Origin of the sequence: Pseudomonas sp. M5 (assembly GCF_016907075.1) — a bacterium.
Lineage (GTDB): Bacteria > Pseudomonadota > Gammaproteobacteria > Pseudomonadales > Pseudomonadaceae > Aquipseudomonas > Aquipseudomonas putida_E.
Genome location: NZ_JAFBBH010000001.1, coordinates 987,404 through 1,008,094, shown reverse-complemented (window position 1 = coordinate 1,008,094; position 20,691 = coordinate 987,404). Strand labels below are relative to the sequence as shown.

Sequence of the window (20,691 nt, the reverse complement as noted above, 5' to 3'; positions counted from 1 at the left end):
GGTGGACTCTCGCAGATAATTACAGATCCATTTGAGCGCTCAGAAATCCCGTGCGTTTCGCCAAAGCTTGAGTACAATCGTCGGCTTTTTCGGGCCCCTGTCCCGTCGCTGGAACTCTCAATGCTGACCGGTAGTTACTCTGCTTCGCTGGTGCTGATTTCACTGTGCGTGGCCATCCTAGCCTCCTATACCGCCCTCGACCTGACCGGCCGCATCGCTACCGCCCAGGGCAGGGCGGTGCACCTGTGGATGGGCGGTGGGGCGCTGGCGATGGGTACCGGCGTCTGGTCGATGCACTTCATCGGCATGCTCGCCTTCAGCCTGCCGGTCGAACTGGGCTATGACATTGGCCTGACCGCCTTCTCATTACTGATCGCCGTGCTGTCTTCGGGGTTTGCCCTATGGCTGGTTAGCCAACCGAGCCTGCCGTGGCTGCAACTGGTGTTTGGCGCGCTCTTCATGGGTGCTGGCATCAGTTGCATGCATTACACCGGCATGGCGGCGTTGCGTATGCTGCCGGGCATTGACTACGACCCAACGCTGTTCGGTGCCTCGTTGGCGATCGCGGTGGGCGCTTCGGCGGCAGCGTTGTGGATAGCCTTCCGGCTGCGTCAGCATACCCCTTACGTTCGCCAGATCCGCGGACTGGCGGCTGTGCTGATGGGCGTCGCCATCGTCGGCATGCACTACACCGGCATGGCCGCAGCCAACTTCCCCCAAGGCAGTTTCTGCGGCGCGCTGGCAGGCGGGTTGCAAGGTGATGGGCTGGTCTATCTGGTTCTGATCACTACCCTGGCGGTGCTCGCAGTGGCCTTGCTGACCTCGGTGCTCGATGCTCGCCTGGAGGCACGCACTGCGGAGCTTGCGCGTTCGCTGACCCTCGCCAACCAGGAACTCACCCAGCTGGCGCTGCATGACACGCTGACCGGCCTGCCCAACCGCACGCTGCTTTCTGACCGTATCGAACAGGCGATCGGCAAGGTGGCGGAGCAGGGCGGCTGTTTTGCGCTGATGTTCATCGACCTGGACGGCTTCAAACCGGTCAATGATGCGTTTGGTCACCATGTGGGCGACCTGCTGCTCAAGGCAGTGGCAACACGCTTGCGCGGCCACTTGCACAGCCAGGACACATTGGCGCGCATTGGCGGTGATGAGTTTGTGTTGTTGGTGGAACTGCAGGAGCCCGCGGATGCCATGGATGTGGCAGCCAAACAGGTCAACCTGGTGTCGCGGGCGTTCCGCGTGGCCGAGCATGACCTGCAATTGACGGCGAGCCTGGGCATTGTCCTGTACCCGGGTAATGGCCAAGACCAGTTGGAGTTGCTGCGTAACGCGGATGCTGCCATGTATCACGCCAAGAGCGCCGGCAAGAATGGCTACAGCTTCTTCGATGCTTCCATGAACAGCAACGCCCGCCAGCAGCTGCAGCTGCTGCAGGACCTGCGCATGGCCCTGGAGCAACGCCAGTTCCGCCTGCATTACCAGCCCAAGTTCGCCGCGCAGGCTTGCCAGCCGATCGGCGCCGAGGCCTTGTTGCGCTGGCAGCATCCTCAGCACGGGCTGCTGCTGCCGGACCGCTTCATTGGCCTGGCGGAAAAAACCGGCCTGATCATCCCGATTGGCGAATGGGTGCTGGACGAGGCCTGCCGGCAGATGCGCCAGTGGCTTGATCAGGGGTATGAAAACTGGCGCATGGCGGTCAACTTGTCCGCGATCCAGTTCTGCCATGCCGGCCTGGTTGACAGCGTTGCCCGCGCCCTGCGCGAGAACGGTTTGCCGGCCAACCGCCTGACGCTGGAAATCACCGAAACGACGGCAATGCACGATGCCGATGCCAGCCTGGCAGTCTTGCAGCGCCTGTCCGATATGGGCGTGGACCTGTCCATCGATGACTTTGGTACCGGCTACTCGAGCCTGATGTACCTCAAGCGCTTACCCGCCAATGAGCTGAAGATCGACCGAGGTTTCGTCCGTGACCTGGAGCAGGACAGCGACGATGCAGCCATTGTTTCGGCCATCGTTGCATTGGGCCAGGCGTTGGGCTTGCGTATTGTTGCCGAGGGCGTGGAGACCGGCGGGCAGCAGGATTTCCTGACCCGTCTGGGCTGTGATTCGCTACAGGGTTACCTGCTGGGCCAGCCGGTACCGGCCGAGCAGTTCATGGGGACATTGCAGGTATTGCGCAAAAGCCCCGAGGCGGTCGCCTAGCTGGCGTCACGCAGGGCGAGAACCGGTAAGAAAGCATCCATTTCAGCTTCTACCGCCTCAATGATACGTTCGACATCGGCTGCCGCCATTATCGCAGTGCAGGGGATGCCAGCGATCGCCAGCAAGGTTTCGCCCGTGGCACGGTCGAACAGGCGGGCGATCATGCTGCGTGGCGCATCCATGGTGGCCTCGAAGCCCAGCGGGTGGAAGTGCCAGCGCATCACCTGGCAGGCGTTGGGGAACGTCATCTTGTTCATGCCAGCCTCCTTGTCCGTACCCGGACGCGGTGAACGGGGCGCCGCGAGCGCGGCCGTCGGGAAACTAAAGATAGCATCCGTCAGGCCGCTGTTCTGCCGAAAAAACGATAAATGCACCTACGCTTGACCCCGGTCACAAACATGGCTCCTTCGCCGTTTGGCGGCAAATGGCCAAGCAAACGTTTTCGTTGGCGGGTGTTGCCAGAGCTGCAGAAGGGTTCTGCTATTTTTAACCTCATTCGGCGCACAGCGTTTTCAGACCAGCGGTGCGAGTTGGGCAGACAGGGAGACAGTCATGCGCTATTCCACGCTCACCCAACGCATTGCCGGTGATGGCGCTGCTGCCTGGGATATCCACTACCAGGCACAGGCCCTGCGTCGCGAAGGGCGCGAAATCTTCCTGCTGTCGGTGGGCGATCCTGACTTCGATACGCCAACGGCCGTTGTCGAAGCTGCGGTCTTCAGCCTTCGCCGCGGCGACACCCACTACAGTGATGTGCGTGGCAACCTTGCGCTGCGCCAGGCGATTGCACGCCGTGGTGGCCCTGAGGTCAGTGTCGAGCAGGTGATGGTGCTCGCTGGCGCACAGTGTGCGTTGTATGCGGTCTGCCAATGCCTGTTTGGAGCGGGGGACGAAGTGATCGTCGCCGAGCCCATGTATGTCACTTACCACGCTGTATTCGGCGCTTGCGGGGCGCAACCGGTACAGGTGGCGGTAAGCCCGGAGCAGGGCTTTCGGCTCGACCCGCAAGCCGTGGCGCAAGCAATAACCCCGCGTACCCGAGGGCTGCTGCTGAACACACCGCACAATCCGACCGGCAGCGCCATCTCCCCTGAGGACATGGTGCAACTCGCGCAGCTTTGTCGCGACCATGATCTTTGGCTGGTGTGCGACCAGGTCTACAGTGGCCTGCTGTACGACGGCCAAGCGGTTGCCCCGGCGCAAATGCCCGGCATGCGCGAGCGTTGCGTGATCATCGACAGTGTGTCCAAGTCGCATGCGATGAGCGGCTGGCGCGTGGGGTGGGTGGTCGGCCCCCCGGCGCTGATCGCGCACTTGGCCAATCTGGCAATGGCCATGCTGTTTGGCTTGCCGGAGTTTGTCATGCAGGGGGCCTGCGTAGCGCTGGAGCAGAACCTGCTTGCGGTACAACAGATGCGCGAGGCCTATCGTCAGCGGCGTGATCTGGTGTGCAGGGCCCTGCGCGATTGCCCCGGGGTGCGCCCTCACCGGCCGGCGGGCGGCATGTTCGTGATGCTTGATATCCGCGAAACCGGGCTGAGCGCCCAGGCTTTCGCCCAGCGGCTGTTGATTGAGGAGGGCGTTTCACTGCTGCCGGGCGATGCATTCGGGCCCAGCGCAACGGGACATGTGCGCATGGGGCTGGTGCTTGCGGCCGAACAGTTGGAAGAAGTGTGCTGCCGCATCGCTGCCTGCGCCAGGCGTGTACTGGCCGAGCAGGCCGCCAGGGATATCGAAGGTGAAGCCGAGGATTGCCGAGTTGGACACGAGGCCTACCAGTGATAGCCTATGTGCCCCCATTTCAGCTCATGTCAGTGGCCAAGATCCCTGATCTTCAAGGCAATGACGCAGGCCGCTTTACGCCTGGAGGGCCCGATGGCGCTCCGGGCTTCGCTACAGGATTCACGTTTTGTCCGACCTTTCGCAAAATCCGCTGCTGCAGTACCTCGCCAGGCTGGCGCCTTCCAGCCAGCAAACCATGCGCTACATCTTGCAAGACGCTGCCGACCGGCTGGGTTTCATTGATTGCAACCTCGCCGATGTGCCATGGCACAAGCTTGAGCCGGGACATGTGATCGGCCTGGTTGCAGCACTGCGCACCGATGGCTATGCGCCCAACAGTTCGTCGCTTTATGTCAACGCAATACGCGGCGTGGTGAATGAAGCCTGGCGCCAGGGCCTGATCGATCATGAGCAGTTGCTGCGTATTCGTGAGGTCAAGCCGGCAACCGGCAGCCGCCTGCCGCCTGGGCGCAACCTGCGCCGTAGCCTGATTCGCGAATTGATGGATGTCTGCACCGCCGACCCGCGCCCGCAGGGTGTTCGTGATGCGGCGATCATCGCGCTGCTGTATGGCACCGGCATGCGCAAATCGGAGTCGGTGGACATCGACCTGGAGCAAGTCGACTTCCAGGCGCGCAGCCTGCAGGTGCTGGGCAAAGGCAACCGGCAACTGATCAAGTATGCCCCGCCCTGGGCCTTCGAAAAACTGCAGGCCTGGCTTGATCTGCGACGGCAGTCGCTGCCAGAGGGCGCCTCGGACGACCCCTTCCTGTTCAACCGCATCCGCCGTGGCAACCACATTACCCGTGCGCGCATCACCAAGCATGCGATCTACTACATCGCCCGTCAGCGCGGGGCGCAGGTGGGGGTGAAGATCATGCCGCATGATTTTCGCCGGGCGTTCATCACCCGGGTGATCGAAGAGCACGACCTGTCGATCGCGCAGAAGCTGGCGCATCACGCCAACATCCAGACCACTGCCAGCTACGATCGGCGCGATGACAATGAGCGGCGGCGGGCGGTGGACCGGTTCGACTATTGAGCGAGCGGGCTCACCCATCAGGCCAGCACCGTATCAGATGGCACCAGCCTCGCCGTTGATCGTCGGCAAGCCGGCCGTCAACGCGGTCGGTGACGGCTAGTGGATACTCGACGCCAGCTCGAAGATCGGCATGTACATCAGAATGACGATCACTCCGATCAGCAACCCGATGAAGGTCATCAGCAGCGGTTCAAACAGCTTCACGAACCACTCTACCCAGCGCCCTATTTCCTGGTCATGAAAGTCTGCGCAGCGTTCAAGCATCTCGCCCAGGTTCCCCGATTGCTCACCCGCCCGCAGCAAGCGCAGCGACACGGGTGTCACCAACTGCCCGGCTTCCAGCGCTTGCGACAACGGTAGGCCTTCACCCACCCCGCGACTGGCCTGCTCCAGGCCTTGTGCCGCAGCGCTTCCCAGCAGCCCGCGGGCCATGCCCATGGCCGTCAGGATGGGTATGCCGCCTTGCAGCAGAATGCCCAGCGAGCGGTAGAAACGCGCCAGCTCATACATCATCAGGCGCTGATGCAAGGCTGGCATTCGCCGTATCTGGCGCGACACCCAACGCCGCAGAACGGGGTTACGCCGCAGCAGCACCAAGGCGCCGATGCCGCCTGCCGTTGCCAGGGCCAGGGGCAACTGTTGAGCATGCAGGAACAGGCCGATCTGCATCAGCATGCGCGAAAGCCAGGGCAGTTCGCTGCCCATGCCCTCGAACACCAGGCTGAAGCGTGGCACCACGTAGCCGAGCAGGAACAGCACGACGCCACCGCCCACCAGTAGCAGTAGCAGCGGGTAGACCGAAGCCCCCACCAGTTTTTGCCGGACCAGATCCAAGCGCTGCCGGTATCCGATATAGCGGTGCAGGGCGTCGCCAAGCGCCCCGGTACGCTCGCTGGACTGCACCAGGGCCACGTATAGCGGCGGGAATATCCGCGGCTGCTGGGCCAGGGCCTGGGACAGCGAGCGGCCTTCGTACAACTGGCCAACCAGCGCCGCCAGCACTTTACGGGTTGCCGCGGTCGGGGCTTTTTCCGCAAGGCTTTCCAGCGCATCGATCAAGGGTAGGCCGGCGTGCAGCAGCGTGGTCAGTTCCTGACTGAAGAGCAACAGGTCAAAGGCGACCTGGCGTCGCCAGGGCACACCGACCAGAGTGCCGCCTTGGCTGCGTACGCTGACGACACGCAGGCCCTGGTCTTCCACTTTGCGCCGAGCCTGTTCGGCATCCTCGGCATCGATGTGCAATTGAACCACGCCCTCTCTACCCAGGGCCTTGAGGCTGTAGCGCATGGCCTTGCTCCTCATTGCCAACTGGTAATTTCGGCGTTTTCACCATCGCCACCGGGCTGGCCGTCCTTGCCCATGGACAGCAAGTCGTACTCGCCGCCGTTTTCACCTGGCTGGCGGTAGATGTAGGCACGGCCCCACGGGTCCTGTGGAATTGCTTTCTGCAGGTAAGGGCCTGACCAGCGGGCTTCGCCACTGGGGGCGGCAACCAGTGCCTGCAAGCCCTGCTCACTGTTGGGGTAGTGGCCGACTTCCAGGCGATAAAGGTCCAAGGCCTTGCCCAGCCCTTCGATCTGCGCCCGTGCCACCTTGGCCTCGGAACGGCCCAGCTGGCTGAAGTACTTGGGGGCGACGATACCGGCCAACAAGCCGAGCACCACCAGGACCACCAGAAGTTCGAGCAGGGTGAAGCCACATTGGCGATTGGGTTTGCGCTGCATGGTGAAGCCCTCCTGCATGGGGACATGCCTTTCAGGTTTTCATCTGCCATGCAACAGCCGTGCACGTCTGCCTCGGGGCCTTGCGCCATGCGCCATGGCAAGCGGCACAGTGCTTGCGTCGTAGCAGAAAAGCCCGGGTTTTCCGGGGTATTTCCCCCATATCGGGGGGCACGGCGGGGAGGCGACCGACATGCGTGGAATTATCCTGGGACTGATCTGGCTGGCTGGGGCTACCGCCCAGGCTGATGTGTACATTGCCATCGATGACAAGGGCGGTTACGTGCTGACCAACGTCCACCGGCCCGGGCGCAACTATGAACGGGTCATTCGCGAACCGGTTGCGCAGGCTGGCCCGGCCAATGCGCAATTGATCACCGGGCGGCCCTACGCCGACCTGGTGGCAGCAGCGGCGCGCATGCACAACGTGCCGCAGGCATTGCTGCATGCGCTGATCAAGGCAGAATCGGGGTACAACCCAAAGGCCCGCTCGGCCGCCGGGGCGCTTGGGCTGATGCAACTGATGCCGGGTACGGCGAAGGAGATGGGTGTTGAGGATGTGCTTGATCCGGAGGACAACGTGCAGGGCGGGGCCCGCTACCTCAAACGCATGCTGAACCTGTTCGACAACGACATCACCCTGGCCGTGGCCGCCTACAATGCCGGCCCGGATGCTGTGCGCCGACGTGGCGCGGTGCCGCCCTTCGCCGAAACCCGACGGTATGTGCCCAATGTGCTGCGCGAATACCGCAAGTTACAGGGGCTGGCAGCGGACTCGCCGTTGTGATGGGCACCTGATGGCAGGCAGCCTTGCATCGGCCTTGCGAAAATCAATGCCATGGGTTCCCCAACTCTGGGCTATAACCTTTCAAAGGTGCTCAGCAGTGGTAGCCGCCATGGACATCGCCTCCCGTTCCGACCCACTCGAGTCACCCGCCAGCCCTGACGCTGGCATGTCGCGCAAGCCGTTCAACCTCCTGCGTTGGTACGCCTGGGTCAGCCTGGCCATCATCCTGTCGGTGGCCGCCGGTCTGGGGTTGATATCCAGCCGTTTCATCATCGACGAAAGCGTCGAGCGTGACGCGCTGCTTACCGCGCAGTTCATCACCTCGATCGCCGACGCTGAAGTACGACATGTGGCGATCCCCAATGTGCGCACCATGGGCGAACTGCTGGACCCGCGTACGGACCTTGATCCTTTGCCAGGCGTTGACCCTGTGGCGCGGCGCAAGGCCCGCGGCGAATTCCTTGACCACATCGCGCACTTGCCAGACATGCTGCTGGCCAACATCTATGCCCCGGACCGCACAGTGATCTGGTCGAGCAATCCGGCGCTGACGGGCAAGCTGATTCAGGGCGATGACGACCTGGATCGGGCGTTCGAGCACAAAATGCGGGTCTCGGCCAGTTACCACGGCTTCGAAGAGGCCCGCTCCGAGCAGAAGTTCGTGACGCCACCTGAGCAGTTGTTCATCGAGAACTACATTCCGCTGTTCGACGCAGATGGCGAACACGTCGTAGCGATGGTGGAGATATACAAGGAACCCCATGACCTGATCGTGCGCATCGAACATGGCCTGGTCCTCATCTGGCTGGCCACCACGGTGGGTGCCGGGGTGGTCTACATCGGCCTGTACGGCATCATGCGCCGCGCCGCCCGGGTGATGGCGGTGCAACAGAAGCGGCTGATCAGCAATGAAACCTACGTGGCCCTTGGCGAGGTGTCCTCGGCCGTGGCGCACAGCCTGCGCAATCCGTTGGCCAGTATCCGCTCCAGCGCCGAACTGGCTCAGGTGTACGACGAAGGGCCGGCGCAGCGCAATATCAACGAGATCATCAGCCAGGTCGACCGCATGTCGCAGTGGATCCGCCAGTTGCTGCAGTCGCTGCGGCCACTGGATGACAAGACGATACCGGTCGACCTTCCCCAAGTCCTGCAGGACAGCTTGCAGACCTTTGCCATAGCGCTGGCACGCAGTGGCGTGACCCTGGACCTGAAGCCGCTTCCGGCACTGCAGGTGATGGGACAGCCGGAATTGCTCGGGCAGATTTTCAACAGCCTGATCGCCAACGCTCTGGAGTCGATGGAGCAGGGTGGGCGGCTGCGTGTCGAGGTGGTGAAGCAGGACAGGCGCAGCGTCACCCTGCGCCTGACCGACACCGGAAAAGGCATGAATGAACAGCAGCAGCGCATGGCGTTCAAGCCCTTCTTCACAACCAAACAAGGTGGGCTGGGGGTGGGGTTGGTATTGGTCAGACGGATCATGGAGCGTTTCGGTGGGTCGGTTCGGTTGAGTAGCCGCGAAGGCCTTGGCACTCAGGTTTCGCTCAACTTTCGGCTTGCGCGAGCTTCGTAAAAATCTAGAAGTAGACGCTAAGATATTGTTCTAAAAGAACATTTTATTATTGGGTACAAACTCCCCAAAACTGGGGGATCTATTCTAGATTAAGGATTAGATTCTGTTGCTAACCGATTGATTAGATTTAAATTAGTTTAGAAAGACAGCCGTGGCTGACTTTTTGCAGGAAGACATAGGCGATAAGTGGCGGCTGCGGCCGGCGTGGCTAAGTGCTATCAGTTAGCTACGCACGGCAATGCGTGACAGCCTTCTGAACGGAATCCTTGCGCGGGAACCTCGCGATGCAGACGCTGGAAACCGATGTTCCCGACAAGCTCCTCGCCCAGCCCGGCAGTGGTCTGGCTACGCCCCTTCGCGAATTCAATTTGCTGCGCTGGTTTTCCGTGATCAGCTTGCTGATCATCACGTCGGTGGCAGGTGGTCTGGGCTATGTATCGACCCGCTTCGTGGTCCGCGATAGCGTGGAGCGAGACGCCATGCTCACCGCCCAATTCATCCAGGCCATGGCCCAGGCCGAAGTGCGCCATTCGCAATTGCCACCTGGCACCACCATGGGTGAGCTGCTCGATCCGCGCCTGGACCAGCAGCATCTGCAGGTGAGCCCGCAGCTGGCCATGGCGACTCGGGTCGAGTTCCTCGATCATGTCGAGCATCTTCCGGACACGCTGCTGGCCAATGTCTATGCCCGTGACCGCACCATCGTCTGGTCCACCAACCCCGATCTGGTTGGCAAGCGCATCGAGGCCGACGGCGACCTGGATCACGCCTTCCGCTCGCGCAAGGCGGTGTCCGCCAGCTACCACAAGGTCGAAGAGCACCGCGAGGAACAGAAGTTCGAGCGTGAGCCCAATTACCTGTTCATCGAAAACTACATTCCCCTGTTCGACAGCCAAGGTGAGCAGGTGCTGTCTATGGTCGAGATTTACAAAGAGCCACAGGACCTCATTCGACGCATTCAGCGCGGTTATGTGCTGATCTGGGCCTCGACCCTGGTAGGCGGGGCGCTGATCTACTTCGGCCTGTTCTGGATCGTGCGTCGCGCAGCGTCGATGCTGCACCAGCAACAGGATCGGCTGGTGGCGAGTGAAACCTATGTTGCCCTTGGTGAGATGTCCTCGGCGGTGGCCCACAGCCTGCGAAACCCATTGGCCAATATCCGCTCCAGCGCAGAGCTGGCACAGGAAATCGCCAATCCGCAGGCCCAGCAGAACATTGTCGACATCATTAGCCAGGTGGACCGCATGTCACGCTGGGTGCGCGAACTGCTGGTGTCACTGCGCCCGACCAGCGATATGCCCGAGGCTGTGGACCTGGTAGCCGCCATCAAGGATACCCGCCTGGCGTTTGCCCAGCAGATCGAGCGTAACGGCATCCGCTTTTCCTTCGACGGGCCCCAGACGCAGTGGGTAGCCAGCCAGCCTCTGCAGTTGACGCAGATCCTCAACAGCCTGTTTTCCAATGCCATCGAAGCCATGCCAATGGGTGGCGAGTTGCGTGCCATGGTCTGCATACAGGAAGGTCAGCGCGCTGCATTGCTGCTAAGTGACACAGGCAAGGGCATGACCAGGCAGCAGCAACGCATGGTCTTCAAACCGTTTTTCACCACCAAGCAGGGCGGCCTCGGTGTAGGCCTGGCGCTGGTTCAGCGCATCATGGAACGTTTTGGCGGCTCGGTCAGCCTGAGCAGCCGTGAAGAGGAAGGAACCCGCGTCAGCCTCACTTTCAATATCGCAGCGGGAGGGGAACATGGAGCACAGCATCCTGGTAGTCGAGGATGATGAAATCCTTGCCAACAACATTCGCACCTATTTGAACCTGAAGGGCTTTGAGGTGACGGTGTGTAACAGTGCGGAGCTTGCGCTTGAGCAGATCAAGCGGTTCCAGCCCGACGCGGTACTCACCGACAACTCGCTGCCCGGCATGAATGGGCATGACCTGCTGCGCACGCTGGTGGCGCAGATGCCGGAGCTCAAGGTAATCATGATGACCGGCTACGGTAACGTAGAGGATGCCGTACAAGCGATGAAAGAGGGGGCTTTCCATTACCTGACCAAGCCCGTGGTGCTGGCCGAGCTCAAACTGACACTGGAAAAGGCTTTGGCCACCGAGCGGATGGAGCGCACGCTGTCGTTCTACCAGGAGCGCGAGGCGCAGAAGTCCGGGCTGCAGGCGCTGATTGGCGACTCGCCGGTGATGCTCACTCTCAAGCACACGCTGCGCCAGGTGCTCGATGCTGAACGCCGCATGGCCAATGACGACCTGCCGCCGGTGCTGGTCGAAGGCGAGACGGGTACCGGCAAGGAACTGGTTGCGCGTGCCCTGCATTTCGATGGTTCGCGCAGCAAAGGCCCGTTCATCGAGTTCAACTGCGCCTCGATCCCGGCCAACCTGCTGGAGGCTGAGTTGTTTGGCCATGAGAAGGGGGCATTCACCGACGCCAAGGAACGTCGCGTGGGGCTGGTGGAGGCCGCGGACGGCGGCACCCTGTTCCTCGATGAGATCGGCGAAATGGACCTGGTGCTACAGGCCAAGCTGCTGAAACTGCTGGAGGATCGCAGTATCCGCCGCATAGGTGCGGTCAAGGAGCGCAAGGTTGACCTGCGGGTGATCAGCGCCACCAACTGCAATCTCGAACAGATGGTGCAGCAGGGCAAGTTTCGCCGGGACCTGTTCTTCCGGCTGCGCATCATCGCGCTGAAGGTACCGCGCTTGCACGCCCGCGGCCAGGACATCCTGCTGTTGGCGCGGCACTTCCTGGCCCATCACGGGCGTCGGTACGGTAAACCGAACTTGCGCTTCAGTACCGAGGCACAGAACTTGATGCTCAATTACAGCTGGCCTGGCAACGTGCGCGAGTTGCGCAACATGCTGGAACAGACGGTGTTGCTGGCACCTAATGAAGTGGTGCAGGCGCACCAGTTGAATCTGTGCCTGACCCTGGTCGATGAACCCCTCACGCAGCCGATGGCCACGGTGTACGAAATGCCGCGGCATGAGCCTGAGCCTGGGACCAGTTTGCCGGACATGGAACGGGATTTGGTGTGCAGGACGCTGGACCGTACTGATTGGAACGTGACCAAGTCGGCGCGGATGCTGGGGCTATCGCGCGATATGCTACGTTACAAGATAGAAAAGCTGGGGCTGACACGGCCTGAAAAGCGCCAGTGGTGAGGGGGTCGAAGCGGCGTTCCTGCGTTGCCAATTGCGCCCTCTTCACGGGGCAAGCCCGGGAAGAGGGCGGTACCGCTCAGCGCTGACCGCCGTCCGATCCGTTACCACCTTGGCCACCCGCGCCCTCCGACCCACTGCCTTCCATCCCAGGCAAATCACGATTGTCATTCTGCCTGGCTGGCGGGCTTTCAGGGTCGCTGCCCTGTATTCGCGGGTCGGTATCCCGTGGCATGGGCTCCTCGATCGGGTTGAGGGTGCTGTCCACGCCCGGCTGGGGCGCCGGGTTGTGCGGATCATCCGGATGGGTCGGCCCGGTGCCGACCGCCAGGGCCAGGGGGGAGGCGAGCAAGGCAGCGAGTAACAGGCTTGTGCGTATCATGGGCAGGCTCCTTTGCGAAGGTAGGGCACGTACTTGCGTTGGGCCCTACTCAAAACGCCAAGGTGCCATTACCCCGATAAGCGGTCACACCACCGTTGACAGCATCATGATGAAGATGATGCCGACCACCGACAGGATGGTCTCCATCATGCTCCAGGTCTTGAAGGTCTCGGCCACGGTCATGTTGAAGTACTGTTTGACCAGCCAGAAGCCGGCGTCGTTGACATGGGACAGAATGAGCGAACCGGCGCCGGTGGCCAGCACCAGCAGCTCACGGTTGACGCCGGGCACCAGGTCGATCACCGGGGCAACGATGCCTGCGCCGGTAATGGTGGCAACCGTCGCCGACCCCGTGGCGATGCGGATGACCGCAGCCACCAGCCAGGCCAGCATGATCGGTGAAATTTCTGCCTGTACCGCCATCTGGCCGATCACATTGCCGACCCCGGTATCGACCAGCATCTGCTTGAAACCGCCGCCTGCACCGACGATCAGCACGATGGCAGCCGTCGGCGCCAGGCTCTGGTCGAGCATCTTCATGATCTGCTGGCGGTTGAAGCCGCGCGCCGAGCCGAAGGTGTAGAAGGCCAGCAGCAGGGCGGCGAGCAGGGCGGTAATCGGGTGGCCGATCAGGTCCATCCACTGGCGAACGATGTGCTCGGCCGGTAGCACGACGTCAGCGAACGTCTTGAGCAACATCAGCACAACCGGCAGCAGCACGGTGACCAGGGTGACGGTAAAGCTCGGCAGGTTACCCTGATCGGACTCCTTGGCGATCTGGTCCATCAGTTCCTGTGACGGATTACCCGGGATATAGCGGGAAATGAAGTTACCGTACAGCGGGCCGGCGATGATTGCAGTGGGCAGTGCCACCAGCAGGCCATAGAAGATGGTCTTGCCGATGTCGGCGTTGAAAATGCCGATCGCCAGCAGTGGGCCCGGATGCGGAGGCACCAGGCCGTGCACCACCGAAAGGCCCGCCAGCAGGGGGATACCGATCTTGATCAGCGATACACCCGAGCGCCTGGCGACGATGAACACCAGCGGAATCAGCAGTACGAAGCCGATTTCGAAGAACAGCGGGATGCCGACCAGGAACGCGGCAAACATCATGGCCCAATGCACGTTCTTCTTGCCGAAGGCGCGAATGAGGGTTTGCGCGATCTGGTCGGCGCCACCGGAGTCGGCCATCAGCTTGCCGAGCATGGTCCCCAGGGCGAGGACGATCCCGACAAAGCCCAGTACCCCACCGAAACCATCCTGGAATGACTTCATGACCTTGGCCACCGGCATACCGGAAGTCAGGCCGAGGAAACCGGCGGCGATGGTCAGGGCGACGAAGGGGTGGACTTTGAAATGGGTGATCAGCAGGATCAGCCCGATGATGGTCACCAGGGCGTCGAGCAGCAGGAAGGTATCTGTAGCCAGTCCGAACATGGTTTTAAGGCCTCGGTCTTATCGTTGTTTTTTGGCGTTGCTTGAAATTGAACTATCGGCGCTTTCAGGCGTCGGGACAGCGCTGTCTTTGGTGAGCCGGAAAAACCGCCAGGTTCATGCGGTCCGCGCCAGGTTCCGCTCACCGCAGGGCTTTAGCCAGGCGTCTACCGTCTCGGCCAGCGTGTCTATCGGCTGCGTGGCATCAAGGGGCAGGGTCAGAGGCTCGCCATGCGGGGGCTCGAGGGCGGCGAACTGACTGTCGATCAGGCTCGCCGGCATGAAATGGCCGGGGCGGGCGAGGACGCGCTTCTCGGCTTCGGCAGGGGTGAGTTCGAGAAACACGAATGCCAGCTCCGGCATGGCCTGGCGCAAGGTATCGCGGTAACGGCGCTTGAGTGCGGAGCAGGTGAGGATCGGGCGTTCGCCCGCCTGCACCGTGGCTTGCAACTCTTGGCCCAAGCGCACTAGCCAACCGGCTCGGTCGTCGTCGTTCAACGGCGTGCCCGCGCTCATCTTGCGGATGTTTTCGGCAGGGTGAAACGCGTCGCCTTCGATCAGGCGGCCGCCGCTTCTGGCGGCTATGGCAGCGCCGATGCAGCTTTTGCCGCAACCGGCCACGCCCATCACCACGATGGCGGACAGGGGAGAATTCATCAGTACCTCCTGCGGGGTGAGATAGCGCTGTCTCGTCGCTGACGAAACGCGAACTCCCCGGTGTTGTTGATCTTGTCGTTACGCAGTATGGACGCTCGGCAGAAGGCGCGTAGTGGCCACCACCAAAGATTACATTGCTTGCGTCCTGAGACAGCGCTACCTTAGTGGCCGTTCCCCTCCCTTGGCAAGTAGTAAAATTACAACACTCATGTCCCGCTCAGGCTCCCGCACTACCGGTCGACCCACCCTGGCAGAAGTGGCCAGGCTCTCCGGGGTTTCCCCGATTACCGCTTCCCGCGCCTTGCGCGGTGTCAGCACCGTGGCTCCGGCACTGGTGGAAAAGGTGGTGGCCGCGGCAGCGAGCCTTGGCTATATCGCCAACCCCGCTGCCCGGGCGTTGGCTTCTGCACGCAGCCAGTCGGTGGTTGTGCTGATTCCGTCGTTGTCCAACCAGCTGTTCATCGACACTCTGGAGGCCATCCACGAAGTGATGCGCCCCCGCGGGCTCGAGGTGCTGATCGGTAACTATCACTACGATATCGACGAAGAAGAGAATCTGATCCGCAATTACCTGGCGTACCAACCGTGCGGCATATTGCTCACCGGTTTCGAGCGTAGTGAGGCTTCTCGGCAGATGCTGGTGGCCAGCGGCGTGCCCTGCGTCCACATGATGGAGCTGGGTGGCACGCCTGGCATGTTGTCGGTAGGGTTTTCCCAGCAGCAGGCTGGTCGGGCTGCTGCCAGGCACCTGCTCGAGCGAGGCCGGCGGCGCCTGGCGTTCATCGCCGCGCAACTTGACCCACGGGTGATGCAGCGTGCCGAAGGGTTCCGCCAGGCGCTGGCTGAAGCCGGCATGCACGCTACCGAACTGGAGGTCCTGTCGCCGCAACCCTCGTCCATTGCACTGGGCAGTGAACTGTTCAGCCAATTGTTGGCGCAGGCACCGGATGTGGATGGCATTTTTTTCTGCAACGACGACCTTGCCCAGGGTGCTGTGCTGCAGGCCTTGCGCCAAGGTATCGAAGTTCCAGGGAGAGTAGCCATGGTCGGGTTCAATGACCTGCCGGCTTCGGCGCATATGGTTCCCCGTCTGACCTCCATTCGCACACCGCGTGCCGCCGTTGGTCGGGGCGCGGCACAGGCGCTGCTGGCGTTGCTCGATGGCAAGCGAGTGGCTACCGAGCAGCAGGATCTGGGGTTTGAGCTGATGGTGCGAGAAAGTTCCTGAGCCCGCACGCATGGGGCGGGGATGGGCCGCACGAATACACTAATCACTAAGTGATAGCAGTTTGCTTGCACGCTGTCGGCGCCGATCTATGCTCAGAAAACCCTGCGCATAAAGGACCCCGGCGCCATGTTCGATTTCCATCGCAAGTCAGATTTGCTCGAGATTCAGCGCGCTCGCCAGGCTCTGGCAGAAACCCAGGCAAAACTCGCGGCGATCAGCCGCTCAATGGCGATGATCGAGTTTGGCCCTGACGGCACCATTCTCGATGCCAATGCGCAGTTCTGCCTGGCAATGGGCTATGGCGTCGATGAGTTGCGGGGCAAGCACCACCGATTGTTCTGCGACCCCGACTACAGCAAAAGTGCCGAATATCAGCAGTTGTGGCGCGAGTTGGGCGAGGGCAAGCCAATCAGCGGCACGTTCGAGCGTATCGACAAGGCCGGCCGTGAAGTCTGGCTGGAGGCCAGCTACATGCCGGTGCTCGATGAGCGTCAGCAGGTCATCAGTGTGATCAAGGTGGCTTCCGATATCAGTCAGCGGATCAAGGATGAGCACGAGAGCGAAAGCCTGCTCAAGGCCATCGGTCGCTCCATGGCGGTGGTCGAGTTCACGCCGCAGGGGCGGGTGATCAAGGCTAACGAGAATTTCCTGACTACCATGGGCTATCGCCTGGAAGAGGTAGTGGGCCGCCACCACGGCTTGTTTTGTCTGGCCCATGAGCGGGAGTCGTCTGCATACCGCGATTTCTGGGCTTCGCTGAACCGTGGCGAGTATCACTCCCATCGTTTCGAACGGGTCAACAAGCAAGGCCAGACGGTATACCTCGAGGCCTCATACAATCCGATCTTCGACAGCAAGGGCCGGCTATACAAGGTGGTCAAGTTCGCCAGCGACATCACCGCGCAGGTCAGTACGCAGCAAAGCGCCGCTGAAGCGGCCCATGCCAGTTCGGTACAGACTGATGCATGCGCACGGAAGGGCACCGAAGTGGTACAGCAAACCGTGCAAGTCATCGAGCAGATTTCCCAGGAGCTCAATGACGCGGCGCGCAGCATCGATGCCGTCAGCAAACAATCGGACGTGATCGGGCAGATTGTCCTGACCATTCGCGGCATCGCCGATCAGACCAACTTGCTGGCCTTGAATGCCGCGATCGAAGCGGCACGTGCTGGTGAACATGGGCGCGGTTTCGCTGTGGTCGCCGACGAGGTGCGCAGCCTGGCCGCACGCACCAGCAAGGCGACCCTGGAGATCGTCGATGTGGTACGGCAGAACCATGATCTTTCGCTCACGGCAGTGGCCAGCATGCAATCGAGCCTGACACGCACGGGGCGAGGTGTTGCCCTGGCTAACGAGGCAGGGACTGTGATCATGGAGATCCAGCAGGGGTCACGCCACGTGGTTGACGCGATCAGCCAGATCAATTCTACGTTGCAATTGCACTGAGGGCGTCGGAGAGTTCGCGCTGCAGGGTCTGCAGGCTGGTTTCCAGTTGCAGGCGCAGGGCGTCGGTGGGCACGCCCCGCGCCTGGGCCTGTTCGATGGCTTCGCAATCCGTGACCACGCCGCGCACCTTGAGCATCTTGGCGCCGCCCTTTATACGGTGGGCGACGGCGCGCACCGCATCGCCGTCTGGTGTACTGCCCAGGCCGCGTAGCGCCGCAAGGTCTTCGCTGGCGCTTTGCGAAAGCTGTTCAAGCAGGCGGCGGACAAGCTGTTCATCGTCCTGGGTCAGGTGGCGCAACTCGTCGAGGTTGAAGCCGCTGGCCTTTGGCTGCGGCGCAATAGGAGTGGCTTGGTTCTGCGGCAAATGGGCTTTGAGGGCGCTGAGGCCGACAGGTTTGAACAGGCAGTCGTCCATGCCACTGGCCAGGCAACGCTCATGTTCTTGGGCCTGGGCGTTGGCGGTGATCCCGATGATCGTACAGGCTGACCTGGCCAATTCATGCTCCTGCAGACGAATGCTGCGGGCCAGTTGGTGGCCGTCCATCACTGGCATGCTGCAGTCGGTGATGACCAGGTCAAACTCTTCAGCCTGCCAGAGGGCCAGCGCCATTTGGCCATTTTCGGCCAACGTCACTCGATGGCCCAAAGTATTGAGCTGTTTCTCCAGCAACAGCAGGTTGGCCGGGTAATCATCCACCACCAGGATGTTCAGGGGCCCGCTTTCACTACCTTGGCTGGGTACAGCGTGCTCGGCAGGCAGCGGGGCTTCGCAGGTCGGCAGCTGCATCTCGACCGATACCTTGGTGCCTACACCTTCGACGCTCTGCAGGTTAAGAGTGCCGCCCATCAGTTTGGCAAGGGTGCGGCTTATCACCAGACCCAGCCCTGCGCCCTGTCGCGCCCGCGGGCCATCAGCCTGGGCAAAAGCGCTGAAGAGACGAGCCTGGTCTGTCAAACCAATGCCAATACCGGTGTCGCGCACGCTCAGCTGCACTTGCACGCTGTTGCCGGCGGTTGTCGGCTCAAGTGCCAAGGTTGCGTGAACCTCGCCCCGATCGGTGAACTTGATTGCATTGCTCAGCAGGTTGGAGAGGATTTGCTTGATCCTCAGGGCGTCTGCCAACACCCAGACGGGCCCTTCTGGTAGTTCGCAGTGCAGGCGCAGGCCCTTGACTCGTGCATTGCCGTCGAAGACCCGCAGGGTGGTGCGGACCAGTTCCACCAGGTCGGTGGCTTCTGGCTGCAGGCTCATGTGGCCGGATTCGATGCGGGAAATATCGAGGATGTCGCCAATCAGCCCCAACAGGCCAATGGCCGAATCATGCGCGGTCTGCAGGACCTGAGTATCGCAACGGCCCTTACGGCTATCTTCCAGCGCCAGTTCGAGCAGGCCGATCACCGCATTCATGGGCGTGCGGATCTCGTGGCTCATGGTCGCCAAAAAGGTGCTTTTGGTATGGCTGGCCCGTTCAGCATCGTCCTTGGCCTGGCGCAGCTGTTCGAGCAGGCCGCGGCTCAGCGACAATTGTTCCTGCAAGGCGCGCTGCGCCTCGGTACGCTGGTTTATCAGTTTGCGCAGGTAGCTGTTCCAGAACACCACGCCGGCCAGCAACAGCGCAGAAAGCACCAGCACTTGCAATGCCAGTGTGCGGTAGTTGCGCCATGGGCTGTCGCTGACCACGGTGCTGATACGCCAGCGATTGATCAGTTGGTCGAGTTCTTCAGGAGGAATGCTCAACAGGGCTTTGTCGAGAATGGCCTGCAACTGCGGCTGGTCAGGCGCGACGGCGAATGCCGCGGTCGCCGGGTCATCACCGAGCACTGCGGCTATGCGTAGCTGGTCCTTGAAAACATGAGTGATGTAGTACTTCGCGTTGATATGACTGCTGTAGGCGACGTCAGCATTGCCGTTGGCGACTGCTTCCATCAAGCCTAGCGGATTGTTCACTTCTACCACTACCGCCTTGGGGTGCTGGCGTTGCACTTCTGCTCGCAGGGGTGAGCCCCGCAGCAGGGCGATACGTTTGCCCTCCAGCCCCCTGGACTTTGGCGGCCAGGGCGTCTGGCTGCGTGTGACCAGAACCCTCGGGCTGACGAGGTAGGGGCGGGTGTAGCGCAGTTGCGTCTGGCGCTTCGCACCATAACCCAGGGCCCCGATCATCTGCGCCTCGCCGCGTGCCACTTGTTCGATCATGGTCTGCACGGCGTTACGCTCGATGAGCTTGAATGTCAGCCCGGTGCGCAGGGTTATCTGCTTGAGCAGGTCGATGGTAATCCCGCTGGGCTGCTGCTGGGCATCGTTGAAGGTCAGCGGCGCAAGTGCGGCGTCGATCAGTACACTGACAGTAGGATTCTGGTCTATCCACGTCTGTTCTTCCGCGGTAAGTGCTGACAGATGGCGTTCGAGCAACAGGCTGGTGTTGCCACTTGTCCAACGGCGCAGGATGTTCAAACGCTCGCTTTCTGTGATCCTTGCCAGGGCCATGTCGATCAGGCGGCGCAGGCGCGGGTTGTCATTGGCCAGGGCGAAGGAAAAGGTGCCCGCTGGCCCACGGCAGAAATGGTCGATCTTCACCGTACCCTGGTAACTTTTGCCAATAAGAAAATCGGTGCTGATAGCGTCGCCCAGATAGGCGTCCACCTCTCCCATTTCCACCGCTGCCAGCCCTGCCAGCGTTGAGCGATGAAGGCTCAACTGTGCTTTGGGGTAGAGCGAGCGGACCGTTTCGCTCGGCAGGTAGTGATCGACCATGCCCAGGCGCACGTCTGTGAGGTCTGTGTTGTTTTTCAGGGTGCGCCCTTCGCGGGTGACGATGACTGGCAAATCGTCTGCGTAGGGCTGGCTCAGGTTCAGCTGGGCATCGGCCGCTTCGAAACTGTTGGAGCTGCCCAGCAAATCGATTTTGCCGTCGCGTAAGGCTGCGATCGCCGCATGGCGGCTGGGAAAGCGCCTGACCTCTATCGGTATCTCCAGAAGTTCGGATATTAGCCCGGCATAGTCTGCGCTCAGGCCCTCATAGTCGCTCGGGCTGATGTTGATCTCGAACGGGGGATAATCGGGACGCGAGCTGCCCAGCAACAGAACTTTGCGCTGCTGCAACCATTGGCGGTCCTGGGCATCGAGTTGCAGTGGTGAAGCGGTGCTGACAGCACGTGCCAACAAGCGCCGCGTTTCGACATCTGCCGGTGCGGCGAGCGCGGAGCCAGCCATGCCAATGGCCAGCAACAGCGCAACCAGTACGCACTTCATGCCGATCACGCGC

16 protein-coding genes are annotated in these 20,691 nt (G+C 61.6%); 9 read left to right on the top strand and 7 right to left on the bottom strand.

From position 1 onward, the window contains the following. The first annotated feature begins 120 nt into the window (after positions 1-120). Positions 121-2,208, top strand: coding sequence for an EAL domain-containing protein (locus JOE27_RS04725; RefSeq protein ID WP_115274687.1), 2,088 nt, complete (start codon positions 121-123; stop codon positions 2,206-2,208). On the opposite strand, the gene JOE27_RS04720 is transcribed toward JOE27_RS04725, so the two are convergent. Next, positions 2,205-2,465 carry a DUF1652 domain-containing protein gene (locus tag JOE27_RS04720; RefSeq protein WP_119687089.1) on the bottom strand — a complete coding sequence of 87 codons (261 nt, stop codon included), beginning with the start codon at positions 2,463-2,465 and terminating at the stop codon, positions 2,205-2,207. The two genes, JOE27_RS04725 and JOE27_RS04720, sit on opposite strands and share 4 nt — an antisense overlap. A gap of 295 nt (positions 2,466-2,760) precedes the next feature. Here JOE27_RS04720 and JOE27_RS04715 point away from each other — a divergent pair, with 295 nt between their 5' ends. Both JOE27_RS04715 and JOE27_RS04710 read left to right on the top strand, forming a co-directional pair. Next, on the top strand, positions 2,761-3,990 hold the full coding sequence (locus JOE27_RS04715; RefSeq protein WP_204918066.1) for an aminotransferase class I/II-fold pyridoxal phosphate-dependent enzyme: 1,230 nt from the start codon (positions 2,761-2,763) through the stop codon (positions 3,988-3,990). A gap of 127 nt (positions 3,991-4,117) precedes the next feature. Continuing rightward, positions 4,118-5,032: a tyrosine-type recombinase/integrase gene (locus tag JOE27_RS04710; RefSeq protein WP_204918064.1), complete on the top strand. Its 915-nt coding sequence runs from the start codon at positions 4,118-4,120 to the stop codon at positions 5,030-5,032. A gap of 96 nt (positions 5,033-5,128) precedes the next feature. Here the strand turns inward: JOE27_RS04710 and JOE27_RS04705 are convergent, their stop codons facing one another. Both JOE27_RS04705 and gspG read right to left on the bottom strand, forming a co-directional pair. Beyond that, positions 5,129-6,319: a type II secretion system F family protein gene (locus JOE27_RS04705; RefSeq protein ID WP_046786094.1), complete on the bottom strand. Its 1,191-nt coding sequence runs from the start codon at positions 6,317-6,319 to the stop codon at positions 5,129-5,131. Positions 6,320-6,330: 11 nt separating this feature from the next. Next, positions 6,331-6,756 carry a type II secretion system major pseudopilin GspG gene (gene gspG / locus JOE27_RS04700; protein WP_039603405.1) on the bottom strand — a complete coding sequence of 142 codons (426 nt, stop codon included), beginning with the start codon at positions 6,754-6,756 and terminating at the stop codon, positions 6,331-6,333. Positions 6,757-6,946: 190 nt separating this feature from the next. Here gspG and JOE27_RS04695 point away from each other — a divergent pair, with 190 nt between their 5' ends. The 4 genes from JOE27_RS04695 (at position 6,947) to JOE27_RS04680 (ending at position 12,284) form a co-directional block, all read left to right on the top strand. Continuing rightward, on the top strand, positions 6,947-7,540 hold the full coding sequence (locus JOE27_RS04695; protein ID WP_046786095.1) for a lytic transglycosylase domain-containing protein: 594 nt from the start codon (positions 6,947-6,949) through the stop codon (positions 7,538-7,540). Between the two features lie 109 nt (positions 7,541-7,649). Beyond that, on the top strand, positions 7,650-9,110 hold the full coding sequence (locus JOE27_RS04690) for an ATP-binding protein (protein WP_196996381.1): 1,461 nt from the start codon (positions 7,650-7,652) through the stop codon (positions 9,108-9,110). Between the two features lie 284 nt (positions 9,111-9,394). Continuing rightward, complete coding sequence (locus JOE27_RS04685) at positions 9,395-10,891, top strand: HAMP domain-containing sensor histidine kinase (RefSeq protein WP_046786096.1); 1,497 nt, start codon at positions 9,395-9,397, stop codon at positions 10,889-10,891. Next, on the top strand, positions 10,860-12,284 hold the full coding sequence (locus JOE27_RS04680; RefSeq protein WP_115274691.1) for a sigma-54 dependent transcriptional regulator: 1,425 nt from the start codon (positions 10,860-10,862) through the stop codon (positions 12,282-12,284). Before JOE27_RS04685 ends, JOE27_RS04680 begins: the two co-directional genes overlap by 32 nt. Positions 12,285-12,360: 76 nt before the next feature. Here the strand turns inward: JOE27_RS04680 and JOE27_RS04675 are convergent, their stop codons facing one another. The 3 genes from JOE27_RS04675 to JOE27_RS04665 form a co-directional block, all read right to left on the bottom strand. Beyond that, the gene (locus JOE27_RS04675) at positions 12,361-12,663 is read right to left on the bottom strand and encodes a hypothetical protein (RefSeq protein ID WP_119687086.1); all 303 of its coding nucleotides are present in this window, start codon (positions 12,661-12,663) and stop codon (positions 12,361-12,363) included. Between the two features lie 84 nt (positions 12,664-12,747). Beyond that, the gene (locus JOE27_RS04670; protein WP_046786099.1) at positions 12,748-14,100 is read right to left on the bottom strand and encodes a GntP family permease; all 1,353 of its coding nucleotides are present in this window, start codon (positions 14,098-14,100) and stop codon (positions 12,748-12,750) included. A gap of 114 nt (positions 14,101-14,214) precedes the next feature. Next, positions 14,215-14,754 (bottom strand): gluconokinase, encoded by a 540-nt coding sequence (locus tag JOE27_RS04665; protein WP_046786100.1) that lies wholly within the window; start codon positions 14,752-14,754, stop codon positions 14,215-14,217. Positions 14,755-14,962: 208 nt separating this feature from the next. On the opposite strand from JOE27_RS04665, the gene JOE27_RS04660 reads away from it, so the two are divergent. After that, positions 14,963-15,982, top strand: a complete 1,020-nt coding sequence (locus JOE27_RS04660; RefSeq protein WP_046786101.1) for a LacI family DNA-binding transcriptional regulator — start codon at positions 14,963-14,965, stop codon at positions 15,980-15,982. 126 nt (positions 15,983-16,108) lie between these two features. Next, positions 16,109-17,428, top strand: coding sequence for a PAS domain-containing methyl-accepting chemotaxis protein (locus JOE27_RS04655; RefSeq protein ID WP_046786102.1), 1,320 nt, complete (start codon positions 16,109-16,111; stop codon positions 17,426-17,428). Here JOE27_RS04655 and JOE27_RS04650 read toward each other — a convergent pair. Next, positions 17,409-20,678: a transporter substrate-binding domain-containing protein gene (locus JOE27_RS04650; protein ID WP_204918061.1), complete on the bottom strand. Its 3,270-nt coding sequence runs from the start codon at positions 20,676-20,678 to the stop codon at positions 17,409-17,411. The two genes, JOE27_RS04655 and JOE27_RS04650, sit on opposite strands and share 20 nt — an antisense overlap. Positions 20,679-20,691: the final 13 nt, after the last annotated feature.